At 36.5% G+C, this 12,572-nt stretch carries 13 protein-coding genes, 1 tRNA gene and 1 pseudogene; 10 read left to right on the top strand and 5 right to left on the bottom strand.

The window, feature by feature from the left end; translation table 11 throughout:
* Positions 1-614: 614 nt before the first annotated feature.
* Both CN326_RS21130 and CN326_RS21125 read right to left on the bottom strand, forming a co-directional pair.
* Entirely contained in the window at positions 615-1,793 is a 1,179-nt protein-coding gene (locus CN326_RS21130; RefSeq protein WP_098310947.1) for an NAD(P)/FAD-dependent oxidoreductase, read from the bottom strand.
* Between the two features lie 40 nt (positions 1,794-1,833).
* A complete protein-coding gene (locus CN326_RS21125; protein ID WP_098310946.1) occupies positions 1,834-2,277 on the bottom strand; it encodes a helical membrane plugin domain-containing protein in 444 nt (147 codons plus the stop codon).
* A 681-nt stretch (positions 2,278-2,958) separates the two neighbouring features.
* On the opposite strand from CN326_RS21125, the gene sstT reads away from it, so the two are divergent.
* Complete coding sequence (gene sstT / locus CN326_RS21120) at positions 2,959-4,197, top strand: serine/threonine transporter SstT (protein WP_098310945.1); 1,239 nt, start codon at positions 2,959-2,961, stop codon at positions 4,195-4,197.
* A gap of 210 nt (positions 4,198-4,407) precedes the next feature.
* Here the strand turns inward: sstT and CN326_RS21115 are convergent, their stop codons facing one another.
* Complete coding sequence (locus CN326_RS21115; RefSeq protein WP_098310944.1) at positions 4,408-4,773, bottom strand: hypothetical protein; 366 nt, start codon at positions 4,771-4,773, stop codon at positions 4,408-4,410.
* A 453-nt stretch (positions 4,774-5,226) separates the two neighbouring features.
* Here CN326_RS21115 and CN326_RS21110 point away from each other — a divergent pair, with 453 nt between their 5' ends.
* From CN326_RS21110 to CN326_RS21095, 5 genes and pseudogenes are all read left to right on the top strand, one after another.
* A complete protein-coding gene (locus CN326_RS21110; RefSeq protein WP_098310943.1) occupies positions 5,227-5,445 on the top strand; it encodes a hypothetical protein in 219 nt (72 codons plus the stop codon).
* 400 nt (positions 5,446-5,845) lie between these two features.
* Positions 5,846-6,307 (top strand): DUF6294 family protein, encoded by a 462-nt coding sequence (locus CN326_RS21105; RefSeq protein WP_098310942.1) that lies wholly within the window; start codon positions 5,846-5,848, stop codon positions 6,305-6,307.
* Positions 6,308-6,586: 279 nt separating this feature from the next.
* Positions 6,587-6,691: pseudogene (locus CN326_RS24870) on the top strand (family 1 glycosylhydrolase); the annotation flags it as partial.
* 161 nt (positions 6,692-6,852) lie between these two features.
* Positions 6,853-7,323: a hypothetical protein gene (locus CN326_RS21100; RefSeq protein ID WP_098310941.1), complete on the top strand. Its 471-nt coding sequence runs from the start codon at positions 6,853-6,855 to the stop codon at positions 7,321-7,323.
* A 400-nt stretch (positions 7,324-7,723) separates the two neighbouring features.
* Positions 7,724-8,269, top strand: a complete 546-nt coding sequence (locus CN326_RS21095; RefSeq protein WP_098310940.1) for a dihydrofolate reductase family protein — start codon at positions 7,724-7,726, stop codon at positions 8,267-8,269.
* Positions 8,270-8,418: 149 nt separating this feature from the next.
* Here the strand turns inward: CN326_RS21095 and CN326_RS24755 are convergent, their stop codons facing one another.
* Positions 8,419-8,592 (bottom strand): hypothetical protein, encoded by a 174-nt coding sequence (locus CN326_RS24755; protein WP_176524725.1) that lies wholly within the window; start codon positions 8,590-8,592, stop codon positions 8,419-8,421.
* A gap of 167 nt (positions 8,593-8,759) precedes the next feature.
* Positions 8,760-8,832: transfer RNA gene (locus CN326_RS21090), tRNA-Val, on the bottom strand.
* A gap of 200 nt (positions 8,833-9,032) precedes the next feature.
* On the opposite strand from CN326_RS21090, the gene CN326_RS21085 reads away from it, so the two are divergent.
* From CN326_RS21085 to CN326_RS21070, 4 genes are all read left to right on the top strand, one after another.
* Positions 9,033-9,251, top strand: a complete 219-nt coding sequence (locus CN326_RS21085; RefSeq protein ID WP_098310939.1) for a hypothetical protein — start codon at positions 9,033-9,035, stop codon at positions 9,249-9,251.
* Positions 9,252-9,386: 135 nt separating this feature from the next.
* Positions 9,387-10,622, top strand: a complete 1,236-nt coding sequence (locus CN326_RS21080) for a D-alanyl-D-alanine carboxypeptidase family protein (protein ID WP_098310938.1) — start codon at positions 9,387-9,389, stop codon at positions 10,620-10,622.
* Between the two features lie 145 nt (positions 10,623-10,767).
* Positions 10,768-11,340, top strand: coding sequence for a signal peptidase I SipW (gene sipW / locus CN326_RS21075; RefSeq protein ID WP_098310937.1), 573 nt, complete (start codon positions 10,768-10,770; stop codon positions 11,338-11,340).
* Positions 11,341-11,627: 287 nt separating this feature from the next.
* Positions 11,628-12,398, top strand: a complete 771-nt coding sequence (locus tag CN326_RS21070; RefSeq protein WP_176524723.1) for a DUF4047 domain-containing protein — start codon at positions 11,628-11,630, stop codon at positions 12,396-12,398.
* The last annotated feature ends 174 nt before the right edge of the window (positions 12,399-12,572 follow it).

Raw genomic sequence — 12,572 nt, 5'->3', positions numbered from 1 at the left:
ATGGGTATGGGTGGTTCCCCGGGCATGGATATGGGCGGTTTCCCAGGTATGTAATACATTATATCCGGATAGGCTACACTTAGTTGGACAGAAAAGTCATGGTGAAGTAGACTAAGTCTAATATGAATTAGGAGAATCAAGCTTAAATTGAAGCCAGAATGAGCAAAGCCACAATTCCTTCATAATAAAAGGATTGAGGCTTTTTATTTTGTATAATCCCGACTGGGTCCGAAACAATTAGCTTCTTTTTTGATGGGTTAATATGTTATCCGAATGAAAAGGAGAGGTATGGTATTAAAATATTCAATTTGTATATGTATGATTTACGTTGGATTTACAAAACAAGCTGGTTATAAAAAATGGCTGGGGTTCAAAACGTCGTTGACTGTTTTTCTGGATAGGGCGAAAAATCTTAATGGATGCATGAATACTTTAAGTATGCCCAAAAGGCTTCGGGTGAGGAAGCCTTTTGGTTTAGGGTTGTGTGTGAAATAATAACATCTCACATCCTTAGAATACCTAAAAATATTGTAAGTTATACAGAATTCCTTCTACATCTAAATCTGTTTTCATTTAAATAAACAGGATGTTTTACACTTTGATACCCGTTTGGTTTAATGAGCCAAGCTAAACAACGCATGAATATGTGATAAGTAACGAGTGTTGCTTGCATGCTTCATTAGGGATGCTGGCATTCCTTTAAGCTGAGTGGAGCTTGCTCCAATTGTGGCAACAGCATCTTTACGGCCCAGGCTTGCAAGTGTTCCTGAGTTGATTGGGTTAAACTCTTCGAATGATTTGTTTTCTAGGTATGCAAATAAATTGTAGCCGATTAGTTCTCCCATTTGCCAAGCAATCTGCGCAGTAGGCGGGTATGGACGATCATCTGGACCAAAAACAACGGCACAGTCACCAGCAACAAACACATCTGGATGAGACGTAGATTGAAGGTAATTATTAACGGTTGCACGCCCGCGATTCACTTCAAGGCCGCATTCACCTACTAGAGGGTTGCCTTGTACGCCGCCTGTCCAAACGAAAGTATTCGCTACAATCTTCTGACCATCTTTTAAATCAATGACATTTTCTGAAACGTTTGTTACGGGAAGACCTAATAGGAACTGAACACCGCGCGCCTCTAAGCTAGTCTGTGCACGTTCAATGAGCGAATCCGGTAGAACAGGAAGAATTTTTGGACCCGCTTCGACAAGCAAAAGCTTCACTTCTTTAGGGTTTACTCCATAGCCTTTAGCAAGGTTAGGAAGCTTATCAGCAATTTCACCGACCAGCTCAACACCGGTTAATCCGCCGCCGCCGATTAAAATGGTAGCATCAGCTTCATTTTTTGTCTTTGCATATTCATGAATACGCTTTTCGATATGTTGATGGATGTTGTTAGCATCCTCTACCGATTTTAACACTAAGCTATTCTCTTCAAGTCCTGGAATACCAAAATAAGCAGTTTTACTTCCTAAACCGACGACGAGAGCATCATATGTTAAAGTGGAACCATCTGAAAGCTTTACTTCTTTTTTGTCTACTGAAAAAGAATCAACCTTCTCGATCTTAAGATTGATGTCTTTTCCTTTGAAAAGCTTCTCCAGTGGTATAGATACGGCTGGCTCAGCAACGCTTCCTGCCGCAAGACGGTGCAGCTCCGTGATGATTTGGTGTGTTGGATACTGGTTTACTACAGTAACCTGTGCATCATCCTTGCTTAAGTACTTGCGAACGTTTAAAGCCGCTAGAAGTCCGCCATAACCAGCGCCTAAGATGACAATATGTTTTACCATCATTTATCCTCCATCCTTATTAATTTTGAATATAAAAGATTTATTCGTGTCTATTGTGTTCCCTGCTAATTTGGAGATAGGCATTTATAAAACGGAAAAGCTTCTGCACTTGCGGGTCTTTCATCATCCTTAAAAGAGTAAAAAGACCGATTACCTCATTGCTTTCCTCAGCACGATCTTTCGCTTCTATAGCAGTGGCTGCGATGTTTCTCACGCAGTCTGTTACAGGGTCCATAATTTCTTGAATCGCTCCAACGGTATCGCTCTTTAATACCTCATCGGTAGCGACTGCTTGAACAAAGTCATAAGACTTAGTCAATATACTTACAAGCTCAGTCAATTTTGGCAACTGCTCCACTAAGGCAGTTAGAGATTGCTGAACCTCTGGTTTTAATAGCTGATTCAGTACATCATGTTGTTCCAGATTAGCAGATGAATTCGATAACCCTTCTCCTGCCTTTGTTTGAGCCATTGTTTCTGACATATCCGATTCTCCTTTACGAAAACAATATTGCATAAATTTAGTGGTTAAAGAAAAAGACCTATCTTCCGTAAGATTCCCCAAACTCTTAAGAGCTTGAGATGATTTTTGTATTTTGAAAAATTTACAAGCATATAAATAAATCTTTTGTATAAATTTATCATTGCCATTGAATGCTTAATTATGTCCTATCTTTAGAACCAGTGATAATTTTTAGGGAGATATAAAAATAATCTAAAAGGAAGTAGGCAGTGCTTTTACGTAATTAAAGCACTGCTTTTTTTTAGTTATGAAAGCATGATTCATGGAGATATACATGAATTTAAAATTTGGCAATTAAGATATTTTTGAAAATAAAGAAAATAATATTGTTATATATGAAAAGAATCATTATAATACTACTTATTGATAAGATAGTTAATTTTTATGGAGTAGAATGTGATAAAAAGGGCTATCCATCAAAATAATTATCTGAATTTTTATATTATAAAAACCTTTAGAGATATTCTGAAATAGTGTGGGAGGAGAAAATCAAAAGCACAACTCTAGGATAGAGATTGGTACATATTTAATAAAAGTCATCTATTATTAAACCGATTTAATTTTATTGTAGGGTTGTGAGAAATGAATAGCTCTATATTAGCAATGTTGTAATTTTATCTTCAACTAATGGGGGGAATATTTATGAACAGTATACTGAAAAAGTGGAGCCAAGTAAGTCTGGTAAAACAAATCATTGTAGGTTTGATTATTGGTATTATTCTATCTGTGACAGTCCCAGAAGCAGCAAAACCGATTACAATTTTAGGCACTTTATTTGTAGGTGCTTTGAAAGCAATTGCACCTGTGTTGGTACTCTTTTTGGTTATGTCGGCCATCGCTCAACACAAGAGTGGTCAACGAACAAATATGAAATCCATTATCTTCTTATACCTTTTAGGAACATTTTTAGCTGGATTAACTGCCGTTATTGTAAGTTTTATTTTTCCTGTAGGCTTAACACTTGCAAAGGGTGCTGAAGGTGTGACTGCTCCTGGCGGTATTGTAGAGGTTCTCAAATCATTACTGCTGAACATTGTTGATAACCCAGTTAAAGCAATTTATAATGCGAACTATATCGGTATTTTAGCTTGGGCGATATTCTTTGGTTTGGCTTTACGAAATGCCTCTGATACGACAAAAACAATGATTTCTGATTTTTCAGATGTTGTATCCAAAGTAGTTACATGGGTTATTAAGTTTGCGCCATTAGGAATCATGGGTTTAGTAGTTGAGTCTATTACTACAAATGGAATCGAATCGTTACTAAGCTATGGAAAATTACTTGCAGTTTTGCTTGGTTGTATGGTTTTTGTAGCGCTGGTTGTCAATCCAATCATTGTGTTCGTGTTTATACGTCAAAATCCTTTCCCGCTTGTTTTTAAGTGCTTAAAGGAAAGTGGCATTACCGCATTCTTTACACGTAGCTCAGCTGCGAATATTCCTGTAAATATGAAATTATGTGAAAATCTAGGTTTAAATAAGGACAGCTATTCAGTATCCATTCCATTAGGTGCAACCATCAATATGGGTGGTGCCGCTGTTACGATTTCTGTTTTGACACTTGCAGCGGTTCATACACTTGGTATTCAAGTAGACGTCCCTACAGCAATCATCCTCAGCGTATTGTCAGCTATATGCGCTTGTGGTGCTTCAGGTGTTGCCGGTGGATCTTTATTACTGATTCCTCTAGCATGTAGTTTATTTGGAATCCCATCTGAGATTGCTATGCAGGTAGTTGGAGTAGGCTTTATCATAGGTGTTTTACAAGACTCTTGTGAAACAGCACTTAACTCATCCACAGACGTACTTTTCACAGCAACAGCTGAATTTAAAGAGTGGCGTAAAGAAGGGAAAAAAATAAATATCCGCAAAGCATCATAAAGAAGAAATCTAGTTCTGGTGCAAATATGACCTTTTAGCGGCATAGAACATCAATAACTTGTTCAGCTATGGATTAGTAATATGCATTACAACTAAATATATAGTTCATAAATAAAAGACAGTGAGCAACAAGCTCCTGTCTTTTTATGTTGAAAATTTGAGTTGTAGTTAAAGAAACCTCTATTCACAGAGGACTAATCAGCTTATTGATTATACTGGATTTGGTGGAATAAAAGGAATGGGGCGGAGAGAGGCTACGATATTGCTATGGGGTTTAAGATGGATTTGCACGTTTGCGCCGACAACCACAAGCTCGCCCGTAATCCCGCTGAAGGTGTTTGGGATGTCGACAGGCGGGTTCGTCGGACCGAATGTCACGTGGCCCTTGGTAGCCTCAATCAGTGCGTTCCAGTGCGTGACGATTGGAAGGACCGGATCAGTGGGAAACAGATTAAGCGCTGCGCGGTGCGGGTGCGTCGTAGACACAACAGTCGACGTCTGCGTGACGCCTTTAACACTGTAAGTCAGCGCGCCCGTGCTCGGGACCCATGAGAGAAGCGTGGCATTTAAGTTCATATTTGTTCCTCCTTTATAATAAGATTCTATTTATCTTATGCTTGTCCAATAAATCAGTATGGATTTATATACGTGTAAATGGGGATTTTTATAAAATGTACTTGGAAATAGTAGGTTATTAGGGCGACCATTTGGCATCAGGTACTTACCAACACCAGGATTATTTGGGCAAAGCACTTAGAAAATGTAGGTCTAATCTTTCTTCAACTAACTGGGTGCGTTAGTTCAACAAGAATTAAGTGATTTTATGATTTTTTACAATTTAGGTCTTGATAAATTATAAAAGTCTGATTGTTTATAAAAAAGATTTATAGTTTGTAAAAAAATTTTGATTAAAATACGGACTGTATTTTTAACTAAACTTTTTTACAAAGCAACACTTAACAGAAGGTGGATTATATGAAGTGTTAATGCAATCACGAAAACCAATGCGTAAGGCGTTAAGGGTTTAACGTGCATGTCCATCAAATTGACGGGTATGAACATGAAGTCAAATCGTTCGACGTCGCATATATTCGGACGTTTTGCCGCTTAAAGGTGGAAGCTGGGACGAATATTTTTTTATTACAAAGATTATCGTGTTACCAGTCATTGGAAGTATTAAGACGTTATGTAGAAATCTATGGGAAAGATTTAGAGGATGCTATAGAAAAGGACTTCGACGGACTATAAACAAGGAATATAAACACCAACGATACCAGATTCTGATAAAAGTGTACGATAACACTGGTCATGGTTTGTCTGTAACGAATCTAAGAATGAATATGGTTCGACGATATGTGCAACCAACTTGGACGTTCAGAATCAGCACAGCACACATTCTCTACTTAATTACGTATTCAAATAACGATAACCATTACGTCACCTTAACGGGTGGCGTAATTTTTTCAGGGCACTATTAAAAAAATCATTAAATTTATTATTGATCCTTAAGCAGATTACTTGAGAAGAAAAATGAATATTTTTAAAGTACATGAATGAAACTAACAACTGTTGCAAATTTAAAAAAGATGCAAGAATTTTGACTAAAATAAGTAGGACTGGTTTCGATTCAGTAATGGAGGTAAGGACAATGAATGAACTGAACATTGAAGAGCAAATCAATACTGATGAAAAGGAAAGAGCTAAAAAACAAACGAAAAAATGCTCGGAAGTCCCACCGGTAAATGCTGTAAGCAGTTCACTTGGCGATTCACTTAAAGTGATGGAATTACGAGAAAAGGTGCTGTCTTGGTCGGGACAAGTATACCACGTTGGCGACTGCACGATCCAGAACATGAGGTGTTCCTTCTGGTCTGACGGAAAAGCTAGGTTTAACGCGGATGTAATGTCAAGTGACTCAGGTGATGTCTGGGTATTCTACGGTGGAATGTCTATACACGACAATCACGGCGTTGAACTTTGGAGAAGCGGCAAGCTCATAGGACCGGGAATGTCAAGAAATCAATGGACATTATGGAACCAGGTGTTCTTCTTCCCAGCAGCATGGTTTGATAGTATCGACTCAGCAATATGTCACCAGATGCACTGCTGATTCGACAACAAAATTTACTTCACTGGCGCATGCGCTCCTCGTAAATTTAGAAGGTATTCCGATAAATACGTCGTGAATACCTCTTTCTTTATTTTACGCTTGTATTAGCAACAGCTGAATTTAAAGAGTGGCGTAAAGAGGGGGAAAAATAAATATCCGCAAAGCATCATAAAGAAGAAATCTAGTTCTGGTGCAAACATGATTTTTTAGAAGCATAGAACATCAATAACTTGTTCAGCTATGGATTAGTAATGTTCAATGTGTATGCATTACAACTAATATGTTGATAAACATGACGATGGCAGTGGAACATTAGAACGGAAAAAGAAGAAGTCCTTTTTCTGGTATAAAGATGTAATTGCAACAAATGGGGAAAGGCTATAGAAATCTATTAATATTAATTTTCTTTTTACAAAGGAAATGCTTTTGTCGAGAGCTACTGAGGTAGCCTATATTCAAAAGACAACAGGTGTTAATGCTTTGCGTAATATTTTATGGGATTCTGTTACAAAATACGAATTTAAAACAGAGGCTTTTGGGGTGAAATGAGGAAATACGACATTGTTATTGCTAATAGTGGCGAATACTACGTCAACTCTCGTTTTCATTTCAGACGAAAAGCTGAGAATGGACGTGTTATTAAGTTGTTCACGACTACAGTGAAGCGACTAAAAGATGAACTGAAGCTGAAGCCAGCGGAATTAGGATTTTTGTACAAATTGTTACCTTATGTACATTACGACACTAATATGATTTGTGCTGATCCGTTCTCAAAGCCCGAGGAAATCCAATTTTTGAACAAAAGGCAGATTGCATGGCTGGTCGAGATGGAAGAAAAGAAGACGTCTAAGACGTTGGATAAGCTACGTAAAGTGGGAGTTGTCGCTGAAACGATACGCCAAAATGACAAGCGAGACAGAATCTATACGCTGAATCCATATGTGTTCTTTAGAAAATCAGGTCAACCAGACGACACTTTACGTGGGTTATTCGCTTCAACACCGTACGGTAAATAAGGGAATTCACTAGCAGGAGCGTATGCAAGATTTTATACAAACCAAATCGTCTATCAATCTTATAAAGACGATTATGGCAACGATATATAGAAGCCTGCATACGGCAAAAAAACAAGACGGGATGAGCTTGCAGACTATAAGACTAGAATTGGGTATATCATTGCCGATAATGATACGTTACGTTAACCTAACATGAATATGATATACAATGTTATCTAACGAATACACAGTTTAGTTAGAGCATCTTATAGAATAAAATTGACAATATATAAAAGTTTTTCACCTTTGTCGAAAAGCTGAGGAAGGTACACCTTTATGTTTGAAGAAATATTATTTGTTTGGACTTTACTTATGTCCAATAACACGTAAAAAATCCAATTAAAATTAAAGGAGAGAAAAAATGAGAAAAGTAATTGTAGCAATGTACCTATCGTTAGATGGTGTCATGGAAGATCCGGCTTGGACTGCGCCATACTTCAATGAAGAAGTGGCTAAATTTCAATCTGATCTACTATTTGCAAGCGATGCTCTTCTACTTGGACGAGTGACATATGAAGGTTTTGCAGCCGCCTGGCCTTCTATGACTGATGAAGAGGGTTTTGCTGATAAGATGAACAGCATGCCTAAATTTGTTGCTTCAACGACTTTGGAAGAAACCGAATGGAATGCAAATCTTATTAAGGGTAATATTGCAGAAGAAATATTGAAACTAAAGGAACAGCCCGGTCAGAATCTTTTAATCTATGGCAGCAGTGATCTTATACAAACGTTGATGCAATATGACCTCATTGATGAATATCACCTTATGGTCAATCCTGTTATCGTGGGGAGCGGAAAGCATCTCTTTAAAAACGGGAACGATACAAAGGCTTTCAAACTTATAGAAACAAGGACGACCAGTTCAGGGGTCGTTATTCTTTCCTATCAACCGGAGAGAAAAAAATAATTATTGATAAATTGTGTGAATAAAACAGCTCGTCAGAACAAATTCTGATGAGTTTTTTCATGGAGTAAATACATTGACTTCCAATAATATTGATTATGCTAACGGGCAGTCTTAAATGAGCTGCCTTTTTCGTTTGTAATGAATCATATCTATGTTTTGTCGACATATTGATGTAAAGTACGTGCAGCTCGTCCTTCAGCAACCTTAGCGTGGTAGAACTTCTCAAATAAGTCGCCATGTGTTTGTGTCGTAACTGTCCGTAATTCTTTCTTCACACGTTTCCCTTTACGTTTTGAAACTGTTTCTTCATTATTAGGTGTCATAGAAAAACGCCTCCTATTTCGTTATTAAAAACGAGATGAGAGACGTATAGCTACCTGCCTTAGCTGACCGCCACCGTGTTTAGACGGCAACCGCCACTGTACGTCAAGTCAACGTAAAATAAAAAACCGCATCAAACGTTAATCTGACGCGGCTTTCGACCTTAGTATGATCCCGACTGGGTTCGAACCAGCGACCTCCACCCTGTCAAGGTGGCGCTCTCCCTGCTGAGCTACGGGATCAGGGGATTTATATGTAATAAACTAGTATGCAATTAATTGTATGATAGTCTTATAGTAAAATCAAGTAATATATGTAATTATTTTAAATTTTTAGATATTTAAAGGCGTAATGAGGGTTAACTTTCTACTATTCTATTAATATATTATACAAAGGAACAAATAACATTTCGTATAAAAATATATTAAATGAAGGGGTATATATGGTAAGAAAAAATTTTAAGATGTTTGTACCGAGATATAGAACGATTTCTATTAATGGAGCAGTTCTCGATGTAGATATATCTCATGATGAGTTTGTAGATGAGTTGATAGAATGGGTAGAATCAAAGGGCTGGGCATTTTTAGGGTTAACAGAAGAGATAACAGAAGAGGAGGCTAAAAAAATTCTTATGGATTTATTTGAAGATGAGGAGGAGTAGTTCCTCCTTCTTTTTATGCTGTTCTGTGTTTTTTTATAAAGTTATGATATAGTGAAGGATAGTGAGTGAAAAATATATATTAATTTATTATGATTTTAATATATAGATATAAAGAGAGAAAAAAAGGAGAGTTGTATGGGTAATTTAAAGAAAATTTTGGCTTTAATTATTGCAAGCGGTTTATTTTTTATTGCCCCCGCTAAATTTTATGCAGAAACTCCACCAGCGCCAAATGTGTTTGGACAGTATGCGGTTTCTATTGATGCGAAGACAGGTGATGTTTTGTATGATAAAAACGCGTATCAGCATGCTTATCCAGCTAGTATAACGAAAATATTAACAAGTATTTTATTGATGGAGCATGTGAAGCCAGGAGAGAGAATTGCATTTTCTCCCACAGCTCTGGAACAAGAAAAAAGTAATTATCAAATTGAATTTCAACCAGGAGAGACAGTAGATCGAGATACTGCACTTATGATTTTAATGGTGTTGAGCGCAAATGATATGGCGTATGCGATTGCTGAGCATGTTGCAGGAAGTACAGAAAATTTTGCGAAGATGATGAACGAGAAGGCGCTGCAATTAGGTGCAAAGGACAGTCATTTTGTCACACCAAATGGTTTACATGATCCAAATCATTATACAACACCTTATGATATGGCAATGATTACAAGAGGTGCGATGAAGTATCCAGAAATTATGTCGGCAATGAATACGAAGAGAACAACTGTTACAACGTCAGGGCAAACAGTTTCTATTTTTAATAAAGGAAGATATTTTGAAAATCCAAATTGTATTGGTGGGAAAACAGGTTTTACAAATGAAGCTCATAATACACTTGTAGAAATAAATGAAAAAGATGGAAATCGTATTATTAATGTCGTAATGGCTTCACAAAAGCCAGAAATTTATGAAGATATGAGGCAAATTGCCGATTATGCTTTTCCCCAATTTGCAAAACAACAAGTGCTTGATAAAAACAATTGGACAAAGGAAATGCCTTACTTGAATAAATCAGTAGATGGTGAATTAGAACGAAGCGTTGAACTTGTATTAAAGCAAGGTGAAGCCAAAAATGTACAAGCTGTTTTTAAGGAAAATCCTATTGATGAAGCACAATTATATAAAACGGGTCTTCACCGCGGCGATGTTGTTGGGACGGTAGATATTAAAAAAAATAATGAAACGTTAGAAAGTGTAAAGGTTCTTTCGAAAGAAGATGTTGCATTTGAGGAGCCGTCAAAAAGTAAAATAACAAATTCAATTCCTTCATATGCACTAGCGGTTGGAATTGGTGCAGGGATTCTTACTGTCATTAGTATTGGAATATTTCTTTGGAAGCGTAAAAAAAAGCGGACAGTGTCTCAGTAAAAATAGGCAAACAAATTTTGCCTATTTTTTTTATTGCGGTTCTTTAATGTTCGTTATAATATAATTATGAGTTCTTCGAAAAGAATGATAAATTTGAATATTTTTACTTCCGTTCGCATAGAGACTAAGGAAGGGAGCGAGACACATGAAATTAGTTTGGAAAATTTTTAGTAATATCATTTCGTTTGTTTTGTTTACTATTATGGTTTGCTTAGCGTTTGTAGCGATTTCATCGAAGGCAAGTGGCGGCGCTCCAACAGTGATGGGATATCAATTTAAGACAGTATTATCAGGATCGATGGAACCTACATTTTTAACAGGATCTATTATTGCAATTGAACCAACAAAAGACGGTTCAAAATATAAAAAAGGTGATGTCATCACATTTAAAGAAGATAACAAGCTGATTACTCACCGCATTATTGATGTGCAAAATATAGATGGAAAAGTGTTCTATGAAACAAAAGGGGATAATAACAATGGTCCAGATTTACAGCCAGTTCCTGCTGAAAACGTAGTTGGAAAATATGCAGATATTACTGTCCCATATGTTGGTTATCTACTAAGCTATGCAAATTCTAAAGCAGGGGCAGCATTATTATTAATAATTCCAGGTGTCTTATTACTAGGGTACTCTGCAGTTTCTATTTTTGGAGCAATACGTAGCATAGACTCTGAGAAGAAAAGCAAGTCTTCTGATGCAGGACAATCTGTATAAAGTGAAACTTTCATCAGTGGAGGTATCCTCCACTGATGGAATAGATAAGTAAGAAATAAACGAGGAGGCTATCTTTATGAGATAGTCTCGTTCTATATAAAGGATTGTAGAGTTCGATATATATAGGACCGCCACTTTTTTTCGATAGTTTTATATAAAATATGCTAAAAATTTCTTCATGAATGCATAGCACTTTCGTTTTTACTTAGGTTTACTTTTTTGAGCTTTTCATTATAATGAAAAATTTTTTATAAAGAACTTAAATGTGCACAATGGGAGATGTGGTTATGAAAAAATTTTCAAAGAAAGTAAGAAATATGCTCATATTACCGTGTATATGCTCTATGGCCTTTTATATGGGATCTCAAGTAGTGACATATACAGAAGCATCTTTTTCAAATCAACAAACAGTACAATCGGACCTCTCAGCCGCAATTGTTTTTCCGAAAACAATTGAAAAATTAATAGAGGAAGCAAAGAAGCATAAGGACGCTATTTTCACTCATTACAATGTGATAAATAGTGCAGTAAACTCAAATGGAACTGTTGCAGAATTAGAAGATAAGCTTGCTGTATGGAAGCAACACCGTGAAGTAATCAAGGTAGAAATAACAGCAGTGCAAAGCATTTATACTGAGATTGAATCATATTATAACGAAGTAGTAGAAGATATAAAGGTAAATAACAGGGAATCAGCACAAGAAATATTAAAGTATGTACAAGCTGGTTTTACACAAATTCAAAGTATTCGTAATGATATGGACAAGCAAGAGATTTTACAAAAAGTCGATGAACATATTCAAGCATTAGAAAAACAAATCACTGAAGAAAAGATGAAGCAAACAAACGAAGCAAAGAAACAAACGTCTGAACAACCTAAAACGCCTTCTCAGCAAGAACAACAATCTTCAAAACAAGAAGAGAAGAAACAGGAAAATAATGCGAATGTAGAACAACAGAAACAAGTTCAAGAAGACAATTTAGCATCTACACAATCTGAAAAAAGTAAAGAAGAGGTAAAGCAAGAAGCACCAACTGCTGTGGAAACAAAGCAGTAATGCATATTTCGGTTATGCCTTCTACATAAATAGAGACTAATATAAAAAATATATTGCAAGAGGATTTTGGGATATATTTTATGAATACAATTTGAATCGGAATGATGCTTATTGGATTATTTGTATACCAAAAGCGAGAGAAACGATCATAAAGAGAAAGGGTAAGGCACCTCT

Origin of the sequence: Bacillus sp. AFS018417, assembly GCF_002560985.1 — a bacterium.
Lineage (GTDB): Bacteria > Bacillota > Bacilli > Bacillales > Bacillaceae_G > Bacillus_A > Bacillus_A rhizoplanae.
This window is presented reverse-complemented; position numbering and strand designations above follow the sequence as displayed.